The sequence below is a fragment of the Cryobacterium sp. LW097 genome (assembly GCF_002205495.2).
Classification (GTDB): Bacteria; Actinomycetota; Actinomycetes; order Actinomycetales; family Microbacteriaceae; genus Cryobacterium; species Cryobacterium zongtaii.
In genome coordinates this window covers 2,234,799-2,251,085 of the sequence record NZ_CP021992.1, presented here as the reverse complement: position 1 = coordinate 2,251,085, position 16,287 = coordinate 2,234,799, and the positions used below count along the sequence as shown (strand labels likewise).

Annotated in this window: 13 protein-coding genes; 10 read left to right on the top strand and 3 right to left on the bottom strand. The window is 69.1% G+C overall.

Annotated elements, in window-relative coordinates; translation table 11 throughout:
* Positions 1-22: 22 nt before the first annotated feature.
* Entirely contained in the window at positions 23-562 is a 540-nt protein-coding gene (locus B7495_RS10405; RefSeq protein WP_088458033.1) for a flavodoxin domain-containing protein, read from the bottom strand.
* Between the two features lie 92 nt (positions 563-654).
* Positions 655-1,230 (bottom strand): 16S rRNA (guanine(966)-N(2))-methyltransferase RsmD, encoded by a 576-nt coding sequence (gene rsmD / locus B7495_RS10400; protein WP_088456504.1) that lies wholly within the window; start codon positions 1,228-1,230, stop codon positions 655-657.
* Between the two features lie 84 nt (positions 1,231-1,314).
* On the opposite strand from rsmD, the gene B7495_RS10395 reads away from it, so the two are divergent.
* The 9 genes from B7495_RS10395 to mutM all read left to right on the top strand — a co-directional run bounded on the left by B7495_RS10395 (position 1,315) and on the right by mutM (position 11,531).
* On the top strand, positions 1,315-3,552 hold the full coding sequence (locus B7495_RS10395; protein WP_088456503.1) for an ATP-dependent DNA helicase RecG: 2,238 nt from the start codon (positions 1,315-1,317) through the stop codon (positions 3,550-3,552).
* Positions 3,553-3,637: 85 nt separating this feature from the next.
* Complete coding sequence (coaD, locus tag B7495_RS10390; protein WP_088456502.1) at positions 3,638-4,126, top strand: pantetheine-phosphate adenylyltransferase; 489 nt, start codon at positions 3,638-3,640, stop codon at positions 4,124-4,126.
* 140 nt (positions 4,127-4,266) lie between these two features.
* Positions 4,267-5,202 (top strand): AAA family ATPase, encoded by a 936-nt coding sequence (locus tag B7495_RS10385; RefSeq protein WP_370028266.1) that lies wholly within the window; start codon positions 4,267-4,269, stop codon positions 5,200-5,202.
* A 78-nt stretch (positions 5,203-5,280) separates the two neighbouring features.
* Positions 5,281-6,654 (top strand): DUF58 domain-containing protein, encoded by a 1,374-nt coding sequence (locus B7495_RS10380; protein WP_205748666.1) that lies wholly within the window; start codon positions 5,281-5,283, stop codon positions 6,652-6,654.
* Entirely contained in the window at positions 6,651-8,951 is a 2,301-nt protein-coding gene (locus tag B7495_RS10375; protein WP_151199561.1) for a DUF3488 and transglutaminase-like domain-containing protein, read from the top strand. The genes B7495_RS10380 and B7495_RS10375 overlap by 4 nt, the downstream gene beginning before the upstream one ends.
* Before the next feature lie 11 nt (positions 8,952-8,962).
* The gene (locus B7495_RS10370) at positions 8,963-9,535 is read left to right on the top strand and encodes a YceD family protein (protein ID WP_327016791.1); all 573 of its coding nucleotides are present in this window, start codon (positions 8,963-8,965) and stop codon (positions 9,533-9,535) included.
* 2 nt (positions 9,536-9,537) lie between these two features.
* Positions 9,538-9,741, top strand: a complete 204-nt coding sequence (rpmF, locus tag B7495_RS10365) for a 50S ribosomal protein L32 (protein ID WP_066596228.1) — start codon at positions 9,538-9,540, stop codon at positions 9,739-9,741.
* Between the two features lie 134 nt (positions 9,742-9,875).
* Positions 9,876-10,553, top strand: a complete 678-nt coding sequence (gene rnc / locus B7495_RS10360) for a ribonuclease III (protein ID WP_088456498.1) — start codon at positions 9,876-9,878, stop codon at positions 10,551-10,553.
* Positions 10,554-10,556: 3 nt separating this feature from the next.
* The gene (gene mutM, locus B7495_RS10355; RefSeq protein ID WP_088456497.1) at positions 10,557-11,531 is read left to right on the top strand and encodes a bifunctional DNA-formamidopyrimidine glycosylase/DNA-(apurinic or apyrimidinic site) lyase; all 975 of its coding nucleotides are present in this window, start codon (positions 10,557-10,559) and stop codon (positions 11,529-11,531) included.
* Here mutM and B7495_RS10350 read toward each other — a convergent pair.
* Positions 11,482-12,603, bottom strand: coding sequence for a GNAT family N-acetyltransferase (locus tag B7495_RS10350; protein ID WP_088456496.1), 1,122 nt, complete (start codon positions 12,601-12,603; stop codon positions 11,482-11,484). The genes mutM and B7495_RS10350 overlap by 50 nt on opposite strands.
* Positions 12,604-12,738: 135 nt before the next feature.
* Here B7495_RS10350 and smc point away from each other — a divergent pair, with 135 nt between their 5' ends.
* Positions 12,739-16,278, top strand: coding sequence for a chromosome segregation protein SMC (smc, locus tag B7495_RS10345; RefSeq protein ID WP_088456495.1), 3,540 nt, complete (start codon positions 12,739-12,741; stop codon positions 16,276-16,278).
* The last annotated feature ends 9 nt before the right edge of the window (positions 16,279-16,287 follow it).

Sequence of the window (16,287 nt, the reverse complement as noted above, 5' to 3'; positions counted from 1 at the left end):
CCCTCCCCAACGATGAGCCGGCTCAGGCGGGCGTGACCAGGGCGCGGGCGATCTCCCTCGCCCAGGCTTCGATCTCCGGCCAGTCGCGGAAGTCGCCGGCCGGGATCTTCTCGGCCGCGCCGGGGAACTTTCGAATCACCCGGTGCCCCAGGCTGAGCACATCCGGATCGATGGCTCCGAAGAACACCCGGTGACCGACCGGCCGCACGCTGTTGGTGAAATCGGCGATCTCCGCGGGCACGGTGCTCTCCCGCACATCGGTGCCGTCGGCATCCGTGGTCGCCGATCCGAGCGGGCCGCTGCTGAACAGCCAGACCCGGTGTTCGAGAAGGGTGGGCTGGTAGCGGTGCACGAAGGTCGTGGCATCTTTGAGCCAGTGACCCATGTATACGGCGCTGCCCACCACGAAGGCGTCGAAACCCGCCACATCCTCCGCGTGCGGGGGCTGTGCGGCATCGTAGACGCGGGCGTCCAGGCCGGCGAGGCCGAGTTCGGCGCCGATCCGTTCGGCGATGCCCAGGGTGGCGCCGTACTGGCTGGCACAAACAACCGCTACACGCACAGCGTCGACCTTTCGAATGCGGTGGACGACGGTGCCCACACATCAACCGTAGGCGCAAAAATCCGTTCTGACCAGCCCTCTTCAGGGGTTTCCTACACCGGGCCGGCCACCCCGGCGTACCAGAGGGTGGTGTCGCCGTAGTTCTTGCGGCGTTCCACGACGAGGCCGGGTCCCCAGGTGGGTTCCGGCGACCGGGACGAGCGTTCCACCACCACGAGGGCGTCCGGGTCCAGCAGCGGCGCCAGGGCGGCGAGGTTCGCGGCCAGCTCGGCGTCCGGGAGGTCGTACGGCGGGTCGAGGAAGACCAGGTCGAAGCCGTCCGGGGTGCCGGCCAGGAAGGATTGCACGGCCTGGCTGGACACCGAGATAGCGAGGTTCGCGCCCTTCGGGGCGGCCTTCTGCACCGCGGCGGCGTTCTTACGGCAGGTCTGGCTGGCCGCGAAGCCGTTCTCGACGAGGGTGACGACCCTGGCGCCGCGGCTGGCGGCCTCGAGGCCGAGTGCGCCGGAACCGGCGTACAGGTCGAGCACCCTGTAGTCACGGATGGCGTCGCGGGCGTCGAGTGCCGAGAACAGTGCCTCGCGCACCTGGTCGCTGGTGGGCCTGGTGCCCTTGGCCGGCACGGTGAGGGTGAGGGAGCCGGCGAACCCGGCGACAATTCGCGTCATTTGTCTTCGAGCCTAGCCTTCGCGCGCCATCCACAGTCTGCGGGGTCGGTGCCCGGCGTCGGTGCTGACGTTTAGCATCGGAGTATGACCGGTTCGGATGCCGCCACCTCGCACGGGGACGCCGCCGACGACCCCGGGGCGCTGACCCTCGATTCGGCCCTGCGGGGCGTTCTCGGCCAGGGCCAGGCGACCCTGCTGGACAAGGCCTTCGGCATGGCGACGGTGGGCGACCTGCTCAGCCACTACCCGCGCCGATACGCCCGGCGCGGCGAACTCACCACGCTGGCGGCGTTGCCGCTGGACGAGGCCGTGACAGTGCTGGCCGAAGTGCTGTCCGTGACGGTGAAGAGCCCCGGCAGCCGGCAGCCGGGCAAAAAGTCACCGCACCGGACGGAGGTCATCATCTCCGACGGGCGCGGCATGCTCTCGCTGACCTTCTTCAACCAGCCCTGGTTGTCCAGGACCCTGCGCCCCGGCATGCGGGCGATGTTCTCCGGCAAGGTCACGATTTTCAACAAGACCCGTCAGCTCGCCCATCCCGACTACGAGATCGTGCCGGGCAGCGACGACCCCATGGACGCCACGATCTCGCCGGAGGATGCCGCAGAGGCCCGCCTGTGGGCCGACCGGCCCATCCCGATCTACGGTGCGACGGCTGCCGTGACGAGCTGGCAGATCGCCAAGCTGATCGTGAAGGTCCTCGAGAGGCTCGGCCCGGTCGAGGACCCGATCCCCGAGCGGATGCGCCGCGAACGCGGCCTGCTCGAGCACCGGGACGCGCTGCTGCGCATCCACCGCCCCACCACCGACGACGACTGGAACGAGGCCAGGGAGACGCTCCGCTTCACTGAGGCGTTCGTGCTGCAGTGCGTGCTGGTGCAGCAGCACACCGAGCACCGGGCCCTGCGGACCCGGTCGCGGCAGCCGGTCCCCGGCGGTTACCTCGAGCGGTTCGACGCGACGCTGCCGTTCGCCCTCACCGTCGACCAGGAGATCACCGGCGCCGAGATCCTGCGAGACATTGCCCTGACCGCCCCGATGAACCGGCTGGTGCAGGGCGAGGTCGGCTCCGGCAAGACCGTCGTGGCCCTGCGCGCCATGCTCGCGGTGGCGGACTCCGGCGGCCAGGCGGCGCTGCTGGCCCCCACCGAGGTGCTGGCCGGGCAACACCTGCGCTCGATAGCCCGCATCCTGGGCCCCGACCTCACCGCCGAACTGATGCCCACCCTGCTCACCGGGCAGCTCCCCGTCGCCGAACGGCGGAAGGCACTGCTGCGCACGGTGTCCGGCCAGGCCCGCATCGTGATCGGCACACACGCCCTGCTCAGTGACACCGTCGGGTTCTTCGACCTCGGCCTGGTCGTCATCGACGAACAGCACCGTTTCGGCGTCGACCAGCGCGAGGCCCTGCGACAGAAGGCCGAACTGCCGCCGCACGTTCTGGTGCTCACCGCCACGCCCATTCCCCGCACCATCGCGATGACGGTGTTCGGTGACCTCGACGTGAGCACCATCGCCATGCTCCCGTCCGGACGCCCGGGGATCGAGAGCTTCGTGGTGCCCCTCGACGAAAAACCGGCCTGGGTGGTGCGGGTGTGGCAGCGGGTGTCCGAGGAGCTCGCGCTCGGCCGCCAGTGCTTCGTGGTGTGCCCCGCGATCGCGCCGAAGAAGCTCGAACAGGGCGAGGAGATCGACTTCGACGCCACCCCGATGACCACCGTCGAAGAGCTCAACGCCGAGCTGCACCGGCATCCGCTGCTGCGGGATGCCCGGATCGAACCGCTGCACGGCGCCATGACCGCCGACGAGAAGGACGACACCATGCGGGCCTTCGCGGCCGGTGACATCCAGGTGCTCGTGGCCACCACCGTCATCGAGGTCGGCGTCGACGTGCCCAACGCCTCGGTGATGGTCGTGATGGATGCCCACCGCTTCGGCGTGTCCCAGCTACACCAGTTGCGCGGCCGGGTGGGCCGCGGCGGCGTGCCCGGGCTATGCCTGCTGGTGACAGCGGCGCCGTCGGGGTCCCCGGCCCGGGACCGCATCGAGGCCGTCGCGAACACCCTCGACGGGTTTGTCCTGGCGCAGGTCGACCTCGAGCAACGGCAGGAGGGCGATGTGCTCGGCCGCTTCCAGTCCGGCGGCCAGTCGTCGCTGCGCCTGCTCCGCGTGGCGACCGACGGCGACATCATCGCCGACGCCAGGACCGCCGCCCGCGAACTCATCGGCGGGGACCCGGAGATGCGCACCATGCCGGCGTTGCGGGCGGCCGTGCGCCGCCGGCTCGACGACTCGGAGCGCGCCGCGCTCTCCAAAGGCTGAACGGGTCACCGTCAGCGTCTGAACGTCTGGGAAATCCGGCCGGACCGGGCAGCGGGCGCTGCAAGCTGGCGCTAGGGTGAACCGTATGCGCAGGATCGCCGTCGTACCTGGTTCATTCGACCCCGTCACACTGGGGCACCTCGATGTGATCCAACGAGCGGCGGGACTGTACGACGAGCTGCACGTTCTTGTGGTGCACAACCCGGCCAAGTCGGCGCTTCTGCCGATCACCCAGCGGGTCTCCCTCATCGAGCGGGCGATCATCGAGGCCGAACTGCCGGGAAACATCATCGTCAGCTCCTGGAGCATGGGCCTGCTCGTCGACTATTGCGTCGACGTGGGCGCCAGTGTGCTGGTCAAGGGCATCCGCTCTCAGATCGATGTGGCCTACGAGACCCCGATGGCCATCGTGAACCGCAACCTCGCGGGCGTCGAAACCATCTTCATGCTGCCGGACCCCGCTCACGCCCACGTGTCCAGCTCCCTGGTGCGTCAGGTTGCCGCCCTCGGCGGTGACATCGCCCCGTATGTGCCGCCCGCCGTCGCGGCCTTTCTGAATCGACCGCTCGCATGAACGCATTTCCGGGACGTTGGGTCTCGGAGTCGGCCGTGGCCGGCACGACCACCGTCGGTGCGGCATCCCGCAGCGCCATCGACGGGGACGGTGAAACCGACGTGGCTCTCGCCGACGTGCAGGGAGCCGCCCTCGCGATCATGCGCAACGTCGAGTCCGTCATCGACGGCAAGCATTCGGCCGTGCAGATCGCGCTCACGGTGCTCCTCGCCGAGGGACACCTCCTCATCGAGGACGTGCCCGGAGTGGGCAAGACCATGCTCGCCAAAGCGCTCGCCAAGTCCGTGGACTGCAGCGTCAGCCGCATCCAGTTCACGCCGGACCTGCTGCCCTCGGATGTGACGGGTGTGTCGATCTACAACCAGTCCGAGCGGCGGTTCGAGTTCAAGCCCGGCGCCATCTTCGCGAACATCGTGATCGGCGACGAGATCAACCGGGCCAGTCCCAAGACCCAATCCGCGCTGCTGGAGTGCATGGAGGAACGCCAGGTCACCGTCGACGGACACAGCTATCCGCTGGCGCGCCCGTTCGCCGTCGTCGCCACCCAGAACCCCATCGAGATGGAGGGCACCTACGCCCTCCCCGAGGCCCAGCGCGACCGTTTCATGGCGCGCATCTCGATGGGTTACCCCGACCCGGCCTCCGAACTCTCGATGCTCGACTCCCGCGACCTGACCAGCCCGCTGTCCAGGATCGACGCCGTGGTCACCGGCCCCCAGCTGCGGGGCATGATGTCGGCCGCACGGAGCGTGTTCGCCTCCGGGGCGGTCAAGGAGTACGCCGTCGCCGTGGTGCGGGCCACCCGGGACGACCGCGACCTGCGGTTGGGGGCGAGCCCGCGGGCTACCCTGCAGCTGATCAGGGCCGCGAAGGCCCAGGCGGCTCTGCACGGCAGGGAGTATGTGCTTCCCGACGACATCGACTCGCTAGCCGTCGCCGTGCTCGGGCACCGTTTGGTGCCCACCACCCGGGCACTGGGCCATCGATCGCAGGACAGCGCCCTGCTCATCGAGGAGACGATCAGGCGCATCCTCGCGGCCACGCCCGTGCCGACGGGGTCGCAGGGCCGCCTGTAGCGGGCGGCACACTATCGGAGTCATCATGGGCCATAGATGCAGGTGGACGTGACGCAGATGAGCAAGACGCAGAGGGGCATGACCCGGACGGACCTGACCGGGCGACGCGGCCGGGCCCGCCGATTGGTTCGCCCCACAGTGCGCGGGGCCGTTTTCCTGGGCGTCGGGGCGGTGCTGTTCGCGGTCGCCTGGGCCTACGACGAACGCGACCTCCTGTTCGTGGCCGGGGTGCTGCTTCTGGTCCCGACAGTGGCCCTCGGCTTCGTCCTCGTCCATCCGGTGCGCGTGTCCGTCACCCGCACGTTCAGGCCCGGCACCGTGACAGCGGGGTCCAGCGCCACCGTGACGATCCAGATCCGCAATCTCGCCCCAACGCCCCTGCTCGGACTGCGCTGGCGCGACACGGCGGTCAGGGGCGTCAGCGTGCCGTCGAGCCAGCCGCTGCGGTCCCTCGCACCGGCGCGAGCCGGGCGCTCGAGCGCCGCAGACACCGCGGTGGTGAGCTATCAGCTGCATCCATCCCGGCGGGGGGTGTATCCGATCGGACCGCTGATGCTCGGCCGGTCGGACCCCTTCGGACTCGCCTACAGCGAGTGGCCGATCGGCTCACCGCATGATTTGACCGTGACGCCCAGGGTCACCTCGCTGCCGGGCAACGGTGTGTCGATCACACGGGGCGAGGGCTCCCGCCATGAACGTGTTCGGCATCTCAACAATGACTCGGATGAATTGATCGCCAGGGAGTACCGGCCGGGGGACCCGATGCGCAGGGTCAACTGGCCGGCGACCGCCCGGCATGGCGAGATCATGGTCCGGCAGGAGGAACAACGCAGCCATCCCGAAGCGCGCGTCATCCTCGACACCACCCGCGGAGGGCGGGGCGCCGACCGCGGGCACGACGCCGAATTCGAGCTGGCCATCGAGTTGGCCGCGTCCGTCGCCGTTCATCTGCTCGAGGGCGGGTTCAGACTCGATGTGGTGGAGCTCGGCCCCTGCCAGCTCCTCCCCGTGCGGCCAGTGGCGGGGGACTCCAGGGTTCCTCACGATCCGGACAACGGCCGGCGAGGGGGCCTGCGCGGCGACGACCCGGCTTCGTTCACCGGTCCGGAAGGCGTGCCCGCGCTTGTCGATGCCCTGGCGATCGTGGTCCGACGTGACCGCGTGACCCACGCCGCGATCGATGACGGCCTCGGCCACCGGCCGGCAGCGACTCTGGGCCGTCAGGTTCCGTCCTTCGCGGTTCTCGTCGATATCGGCCCCGCCGACACGCGTGACCTGGTCGCCTTGCGCGGCCTCTGCCAGCCCGCCGTCGCGTTCGTGTTCGACACCATGAGCGCCGACTCCATCGAACGCCTGAGCGAGGCCGGCTGGCAGTGCGCGCTGGTGGATACGTCGGCACCGGTCGCGGTTGCGTGGGCGCAGGCCGGGCAGGACACGGCGGCGACGCGATGACCAGAACTGAAATCGTGCGCTGGCCGCTCACCCTGGCGCTGCTGGTGCTGCTGATGACCGGATGCACCGCCCTGGGCGCCGTCCTGGCCGGATCGTCGTGGTGGTTGGTGCTGTTGATCGTGGCGAGCGTCGTGCTCGTCGGTTCGGCAGGGCTGCGTCGGGCGGGGGTGCACAGTGTGGTCGTGCCGCTGCTGGCGACGGGTGGGCTCATCGTGCTACTCACACTGTTCTTCGGTGGCGGGACCGGGCTGCTCTGGCTGGTTCCCACCGGCGATACCGTCGCCCGCTTCACCGAACTGGCCACTGACGGGGTGCGCTCCATTCAGACGCAGGGCACTCCGGCCCAGGTGCTGGACGGCATCCTGTTCCTCCTGGCCGTGGGAGTGGGCTTGTTGGCGATCCTGATGGACATCCTCGCGATCGGTCTGGGCCGGCCCGCGTTGGCCGGGATCCCGGCCCTGGTCCCCGTTGCGGTACCCGGTTTTGTGGTGTCCACCGGTGCGGACTGGGTCGCCCTCGTTGCGACAGCCGCCGCGTATCTGCTCCTCCTGCGCATCGACGTGCATCTGCGTGGGGTGCGGGTCAACCGGCAGGCCGGCGGGCGCGGAACAGGGATCACGGGTGCGACCGGGGCCGTACGCGGAGCCATCGCCATCGCTGCCATCGGCATCGTCGGCTCCTTGATCTTCAGCCTGTCGGCGCCCGTGATCTCCGGCGGAGCCTTCGGCTCGCGGTCCGACAGCGCGCTCTTCGGTGCCGGAGTCAGCCAGATGATCGAACTCGGCCAGGACCTGCGCAGGCCCAAGGCCGGTCCCGCGCTGCACTACCGCACAACGGCCGTCGAGCAGCCGTACCTCGCACTGCTCACCCTCGATGACATCAAGGGCACCACGTGGCTGCCGAGGGCCGTCGAGGTCGATGAGGACCTGACCGTCGACTCCATAGCGAATCCGCCGGGGCTCTCCCAACGGGTGGCCAGGACCGAGGCCAACACCATCATCGACATCGACGGGGTCCGCACCGACATGCTGCCGGTCCCCGTGCCCGCAACGAGCGTCGATGGGCTCACCGGGGACTGGTTCTGGAACAACGACACCCGAGCCATTTCGAGCACCGACAGCACGACCATCGGCCAGCGCTACGCGGTGACGTCCCTCGAACTGCAGCCCACCAGGGAACAACTTCGTGAGTCCGGCACCCGGTACCCCGTCGACATCGAGCCGAGTCTGTTCCTGCCGATGGGAACACCCGGGATCATCGGTGACACCGCCCGCATCGTCAGTACGGGTACGGAGTCGAACTACGACGCCGCGGTGGCCATCCAGGATTACCTGCGCGGAAGTGAATTCAACTACGACACCGAGGCTCCGGTCGATGAGGGGTACGACGGCGGCGGGGCCGATGTCATCGCCACGTTCCTCGACGTGAAACGCGGCTACTGTGTGCACTTCGCCTCGGCGATGGCCCTGATGTCGCGCAGCCTGGGCATCCCGGCCCGGATCGTGCTGGGGTACCTCCCCGGCACCCGGACGGCCACGGCCGTCGACGGCATCAACCGGTACAACGTCGACTCGCACGACCTGCACTCCTGGCCGGAGCTCTACTTCGTCGGGGTCGGCTGGGTGCCTTTCGAACCGACCCCTGGGCGGGGCACGGTTCCGGACTACGCCGCGCCGGAGAGCTCGACGGCGTCCGGTGCGCCGTCCGCGGGTGAGGCGCCGTCGGTCGTGCCGCGGGCCAACGACAACCCCGGATTCGAGGGCGGCCCCGTGGACACTCTGGCGGCCGAGGAGGATGAGTTGCCCAACATTCTCGCCCGGATCGGGCTCGTGGCGACGGGTGTCCTGCTTTTCCTGCTCGCCCCCGGCGTGTTCCGCCTGGCCCGGCGGCGGCGGCGGCGGCGCCTTCTGGCAGCGGATCGGGCCGGCGCGGTGCTGGCCTGGCGTGAGCTGTCCGATACCGCGGTGGATCACGGGTTGGAGGTCTACGACACCCTCACCGCACGGGAGCTGGCCGACAGTATCCGGGACCGGCCCGGTGTGGGCGACAGTCCCCGGGCCCGCGAGGCGCTCGAGCGGATGCTGGTGGCCACCGAACAGGCACACTACGCCCGCCGGGACGGGTCGGCAACGAACCCGGGTGCCGGGCTGCTGGCCGATCTTGATGTCGTCGTTCACGCCGTGCGGCACGGTTCCCGGGCCATCCAGCGGGCCAGGGCCCTGGTGTTCCCGACGTCGCTGACCTCGTCGGCACTGCGCCGGATGGGCCTGGCCACCGGCACGCCCGGGGGCGCGTAGAATTTTCCCTTGTGATCAAGTTCAAGAAGACCCCGTACAAGGTTGACGTTCGCGACGTCATCAACCGCCCGGGAACGATGTACGAGCGCAACATCGACATCGTCGTTCCCAACGACCTCGGTGAAGCGCTCGTTGCCGTGAAAGCCGGCTCCACCCTCGAGGCCGATCTGCGTCTGGAATGCATCCACGAGGGCATCCTGGTGACCGCCGATGTCACCGGAAAAGCCGCCGGAGAGTGCGGAAGATGCCTGATTGACATCGAATTGCCTGTCCGAGTTCATTTTGTTGAACTTTTCGCGTACGCTCTTGATGAAGCTTATGAGTGTGCGGTTCAAGATGACCACGTGGATCTTGAACCTCTCATCAGGGATGCAGTGGTGTTGTCACTGCCGTTCCAGCCGGTTTGCCGGCGGGATTGCCCAGGTCTCGACCCAGAGACCGGGGAACGGCGTGCCACTTCCCCTGAACTCGAACCGAGTGAAGTGCAGGATCCGAGATGGTCCGCACTATTGGAATTCCAAGCTTCCGAAAGCATCAGCACGGATGAGCACATCCATGCTGTACCGGATAGAGAAGAGAAGTAGTCATGGCAGTCCCGAAGCGCAAGCAATCACGCTCCAACACCCGCTCACGCCGTTCCTGCTGGAAGGCCGAAGCCCCCACCCTGGTGAAGACCATGGAAAACGGCAAGGTTGTCTACAGCCTCCCGCACCGCGCGAAGGTCGTCACGGACGCCGCCGGCACCGCACTCTTCATGGAGTACAAGGGCCGTAAGGTCGCTGACGTTTAGTCAGAGCTTCAACCAAGGGGTGGTGCGCAACCGTGTCAGGTTCTGACGCAAATCCCGGAACAGATGCTCCTGCAGCGGTCACTGCTGCAGGAGTTTCTGCTGCCCGGGGACCGACAGGGGCGCCGGAGAATCCGATGGCGGCCCTGCAGGAGATTCTTGGCGTGCAGGTCGACGCCGGTCTTCTCGAACTCGCGTTGACACACCGCTCATACGCGTACGAGAACGGTGGCTTGCCCACGAACGAACGCCTGGAATTTCTGGGCGACTCGATTCTGGGCCAGGCGGTGACCGTGATGCTGTACCGCGATTACCCGCAGCTGCCGGAGGGCGACCTTGCCAAGCGCCGGGCCAGCCTGGTGTCCACGGCCGCCCTGTCCGAAATCGCCCGCGGTATCGGCTTGGGTCGTTTTGTGCGCCTCGGACGTGGGGAAACCCTCACCGGTGGCCGCGACAAGTCGTCGATCCTGGCCGACACCGTCGAGGCGCTCATCGGCGCGGTCTACCTCGACACCGGCGTGGACTCCGCGACGCGTTTTGTCATGCGGCTGTTGCAGCCCATGCTGGCGGACCCCGGCCACTTCGGGATCTCGATGGACCCCAAGACCAGCCTGCAGGAAGCCGCCGCGCGGTTAGGAGCCGGAGTTCCGGTGTACACCGTCGCCGAAAGCGGACCGGACCACTCCAAAGTCTTCGTGGCCACCGTGAGTGTCGGCACCGCCGTGACGGCCACCGGCGAGGGCACCAGCAAGAAGCATGCCGAGATGGCCGCGGCGCTTGAGGCGTGGACCCGCCTGCGTGCCGTGCGCCGCTGACACGTGCCTGAACTTCCCGAAGTCGAGGTCGTGCGGACCGGCCTGGAAACCGCCGTGTCCGGCGCCGCGATCACGGGTGTCGAAATCTTCGACGAGAGGTCCCTTCGTCGCCACGACCGCTCGCTCGGCGATTTCGAAGCGCTCGTGACCGGCGCCCGGATCGAGGCCGCCGTGCGCCGGGGCAAGTTCCTCTGGTTCCCGCTGGCCGTCGCACCGGGGGAGGCGCCGGGGTCGGGCGCGCGCCGGGCCATCGTGGCCCACCTCGGGATGAGCGGACAGGTGCTGTTGCGTACCCCGGGTGAGACCCCGGAAAAGCTGCTGCGCATCCGCCTAACCCTGCAGAACCCCGAACACGGTGAACTGGCCCTGCACTTCGTGGACCAGCGCATCTTCGGCAGCATGGCCGTCGACACGATGCAGGCCACCGACGACGGCCGGTCGGCCGGTTACGCAGGGCCCGGCATAGCCCCAGGCCGGCCAACCACCGGTACCGCGGATGCGCTCCCGGCCTGGTCCGGCCTCATCCCCAGCCAGGTGGCGCACATCGGCCGGGACCCGCTCGACCCGGCGTTCTCCGCCCCGGCCTTCTACCGAGCGCTGGCCCGCACCAGGTCAGGCATCAAACGGGTGTTGCTCGACCAGCAGGTCGTCAGCGGGATCGGCAACATCTATGCGGACGAGGCACTCTTCGACGCCCGGGTGCACTTCGACCAGCCGGCCGCGACGCTGTCCGCGGCGAGCGCCCGCCGCCTACTCACCGCCGTCCGCGCGATTCTGCTGCGGGCGTTGGCCGAGGGCGGCACCAGCTTCGACGCCCAGTACGTGAACGTCAACGGCCAGTCCGGCTACTTCGCGCACAGCCTCAACGCCTACGGGCAACACGGCAAGCCCTGCCCCCGCTGCGGCACCGACCTCGTGCGGGTCAAATTCATGAACCGCTCGTCGCACTACTGCCCGCGCTGTCAGCGGCTGCGCTGACCTTCCGCCAGGCACCCTCGTAGCCCATCGGAACGAAACCGAGCGCCTCGTTGACGTCGAGCATGTAGCGGTTCTCTTCGGCGTTGAACGTGGTCACCGCCGGATGCCGGGGATGCTCACGGGCCAGGCTTTGCAGATTGGCCAGCTTCATGAGCATGCCGAGCCGGTGTCCGCGGTGTTCCCGAAGCACCAGTGTGTCCTCCTGGGTCACGGCCCGGCTGGTGTCGCCGGGCACCGACAGCTCGGTGAAACCGGCCAGGCGACCGCTGGGCCGGTGCAGGACAGCGGTCACCAGCGTCCGGCCAGGGCCTGCCGCGTACGCGTCCTGTTCGCTGCGTAGCCGCTCCACGCTCCACACGTCTTCAGGCTCTTCCAGACCCGCCGTCGGGGCATCCGTCGACATGCGGGTGTACAGCAGGGCCATGTCCTCGAGCCAGCGCTCCGGGGTGCGCCCGGTCCAGGACAGCAACGCATAATCCTCGCCGGCGCGGGCCGCCGCCTCCCTGAGCTGCCGGGCGAGGACGGCGGGGTCCACCGGCAGTTGCAGCCGGCTGCCGCGTTCCACCTGCTCGAGCCGGTACCCCCTGTGCAGCAGAAAACGCACCTCGGGGTTGGCCCGCGGCACCGATCCGAAACCCGTGGGCGGGACGAGGCGTTCGCCGGGGCCGGGCGGGGAAACCGCGTAGATCACCCTGCTGCTGCGGTGCTCGGCGGCGGCCAGGGTCTCCAGGACGTCCAACAGTGCGCTGCCGATGCCCCGGCCCCGCCATTCGGGCAGGACCTCGACGGTGAACCAGGCGAACTCCGACGACGGGTCCGCCTGCGTCTCGTAGGCGGCCCGGCCCACGATCGCCCCCGCGACGCGGGCCACGAACATCCGACGAGGAGAGTGCTCGGGGGTGAGGTAGCCCGGCAGCAGTTCCTCCGCCGACTGGGCCAGCTCACCGGTGCCGTACGCGTGGGCCTCCACCCGGTTGCGCACGTCGACGGCCGCGACGAACTCCGGCCAACCCGTCGCGCCGGGCGCCGCCGGAACGCTCAATTCATCGATGCCCAACGAATGACTCTCCATGTCCGCAGAGCCTAGACCCGGTGTCGCGGAACTGACACACTCCCGGGGGATCTCGAGGCGGTCAGATCCCAGTAAACGAGCGGCGGTCCGGTACCGTGGACTGAGTCAGACACTTTAGCGGGAAGGACGAGCGGGTTGTACCTGAAGAGCCTCACCCTCAAAGGTTTCAAGTCCTTCGCGCAGTCGACGACCTTCGCGTTCGAACCCGGCGTCACCTGCGTCGTGGGTCCCAACGGCTCCGGCAAGTCCAACGTCGTTGACGCCCTGGCCTGGGTGATGGGCGAGCAGGGGGTGAAGACGCTCCGTGGCGGCAAGATGGAGGACGTCATCTTCGCCGGCACCTCCACCAGGGGACCGCTTGGCCGCGCCGAGGTGATCCTGTCGATCGACAACAGCGACGGGGCGTTGCCCATCGAATACGCCGAGGTGACCATCTCGCGCACCCTGTTTCGCAACGGCGGCAGCGAGTACGCCATCAACGGCCGCACCTGCCGGCTGCTCGACGTGCAGGAGCTGCTCAGCGACTCCGGTCTCGGCCGGGAGATGCACGTCATCGTCGGCCAGGGCCAGTTGGATGCCGTGCTCCGCGCCAGCCCGGAGGAACGCCGCGGTTTCATCGAGGAAGCCGCCGGAATCCTCAAGCACCGTCGCCGCAAGGAAAAGACCGTGCGCAAGCTCGAGGCCATGCAGACCAACCTCACCAGGCTCAGCGACCTCGCCGGGGAGATCCGCCGGCAGCTCAAGCCGCTCGGCCAACAGGCTCAGGTGGCCAGGCAGGCCCAGCAGATCGCCGCCACCGTGCGGGACGCGCGGGCGCGGCTGCTCGCCGATGATGTGATCGTGCTGCGCAGGGCCCTTGACGCCCACGGCCGCACCGAAAGCGAACGGCACTCCGAACGCCTGGTGGTCCAGGAACAGCTCGACCACAACCAGGTGCGGGTGCGCCGGCTGGAGGACGCGCAGGTAGGCGATGCTGTGGACATTGCCCGGCGCACGGCGTTCGCCCTTGAATCCGCCCAGGAACGGCTGCGCGGGCTGTACACCCTCGCCAACCAGCGGCTCGCCCTGCTGGGCACCCAGGCTGAACCTGTCGAACGGGCCGCGAGCGTCACCCCACAGCGGGTCGAGGATGCCGCGGCGGAAGTGGACCGCCTGCGGGCGGGCATCGCGACGGCCGAGGACGCCTGGGCCAGGGCACGCACCACGACGGCCTCGGTGCGCCGCGACTTGGACGCCGTCGACGACGAGATCGCGGCACAGTCCGCCCTCGTCTCCCGTCATGACCTCGAGGTGTCCCAGCTCGCCGGCGAGTCCGACACCGCGGCGTCCCGATTGGCCGCTGTGCGCGGGGAGGTGCTGCGCCAGCAGGATGCCCTCGACTCCGCCCGCGATCGACTCGCCGCATCCCGCCAGCAGCTGGCCGACCTCGACGAGGACGCCGACGACGCGGCGAACGATGTCGACCTCGACGAGGTCGTGGACCTAGCCCAGGCCGAGGTGTCGCAGGCCGAGGCCGAGATCGAGCGGCTCCGCGAGCTCCTGCACGGCCAGGAGCGGGAACGGGATGCGCTGGCGGCCCGCACGAGCGCCCTCACCCTGGCACTCGGCCAAAAAGACGGTTCCTCGGCCCTCCTCGAAGCCGACCTGGCCGGCATCCGCGGTCTGGTCGCCGAGGTCATGAGCGTGCGCCCCGGTTTCGAGCGCGCCGTCGCGGCGGCGCTCGGCTCCCTCGCCGATGCCGTGGCCGCCGATGACCGGGATGCCGCGGTCGCCGCGGTCGGACACGCAGACGCGCTACACCTCGGCCGGGTGGAACTGGTGCTCGCCGGGGCCGCCGACGCCGGGTCCGCCGGGTCTGCTGCTCAACCGGACCTCTCCGGCCTGCCGGGAGTCGTGGCCGCGCACACCGTCGTCGACGCACCGCCCGGCGTGCTCGGGCTGCTCGAGGGCACCCTCATCGTCGACGATCTGACTGCCGCCGTCGCGGCATCCGATGCCCTGGCCTCGTCCGGGCAGGGATCGACAGCCACCATCATCACCCGCGCGGGGGATGTGCTCACCGCCCACGCGTTGCGCGGCGGCTCCGGTGCCGCCCCCAGCAAACTGGAACTCGTCACCGAACGTGACGAGGCCGCGCACCGACTGGCCGAGGTGACGAGCCTGCTCGGCATCGTCTCCGGCGATCTCGGCGAACAGCGCACCCTCCTGGCCGGCGCTCGGGACCGGTCCAGGTCGGCCCAGGCCCGGCTCCGCGAGCACAACACCCTGGCGGCCGCCCGCGCGGACCGGCGCAACCGACTGACCGTGCAGGTCGACGCCGCGGCCGCGGATTTTGACAGGCTGTCGGCCGCGGCCGAGCTCGCCTCCTCAGGAGTCGCCGAGGCCGAGAGCGCCGCCAGGAAAGCAGCCGCCGCTCTGGACATCAGACGCTCCACGCCGCGGCCCATCCTCGACGTCACCGCCCGCGACGCCCTGTACGCAGAACTCGAGCGGGCCAGGGAGACCGAGATCGAGTCGCGTCTGCAGGTGGATACCGCCAAAGAGCGTCTGCGTGGCGGCCAGGCCCGCGTTCTCTCCCTGACCCGGCAACTCGAATCCGACCGGGCCGAGGCGGACGCCGCCGCCCGCCGGGCCGTTCTCCGCCGCCGGCAGGTGGATGCAGCATCCGCCGTTGCCGACGCGCTGCCGGCGGTGCTCGCGTCGGTCGACGGCGCCGTGGCCCAGGCGCGGCAGCGGCTGGCCGTCGCCGAGGCCAAACGGACCAGCCAGAACGACGAGCTGAGCACCCTCCGTCGGGCCGAGACCGAACTGCGCAGCCGGTTGCAGGCCATCACGGAAAACGTACACGGCCTCGAACTGGCGATCTACGAGAAAAAACTGCAGTTGTCGGCGCTTCTCGAGCGCGCCGCCAGCGAACTGGGCCTGGTGGAGGACGTCCTCGTCGGCGAATACGGCCCGGACCAGCTCGTGCCCGCCGACGACGAGGCCTCATCGGCCACGCCGTACGACCGGGAGGAGCAGCGGGCGCGCCTGGCGGCCGCCGAACGCAAGTATGCCCGTCTGGGGCGGATCAACCCGCTCGCGCTCGAGGAATTCGCGGCGCTGGAACAACGCCACCTATTCCTCACCGAGCAGCTCACCGACCTCACCACCACCAGGGCCGATCTGATGACCATCATCGAGGACATCGACGTGAAGATGGGGACCATTTTCGCCAGCGCTTTCGAAGACACCCAGGCGGCCTTCGCCGAGGTGTTCCCGGTGCTGTTCCCCGGTGGCAGCGGCAGCATCCAGCTCACCGACCCCGCGAACATGCTCACCACCGGGATCGAGGTGTCGGTGAAGCCGGCGGGCAAGAAGATCGAGCGGCTGTCGCTGCTCTCCGGCGGCGAACGGTCGCTGGCCGCTGTGGCCCTGCTCATCGCGATCTTCAAGGCCAGGCCGAGCCCGTTCTACATCATGGACGAGGTCGAGGCCGCGCTGGACGACGCGAATCTGGGCCGGCTGTTGACCATCTTCGAGGATCTGCGGGCCACCAGCCAGCTCATCGTCATCACCCACCAGAAGCGCACCATGGAAATCGCGGATGCGCTGTACGGCGTCTCGATGCGGCAGGACGGAGTGTCCGCTGTGGTCGGCCAGCGCATCGTGCGTGAGACGGAACAGGCGTCCTGAGCCACGTCT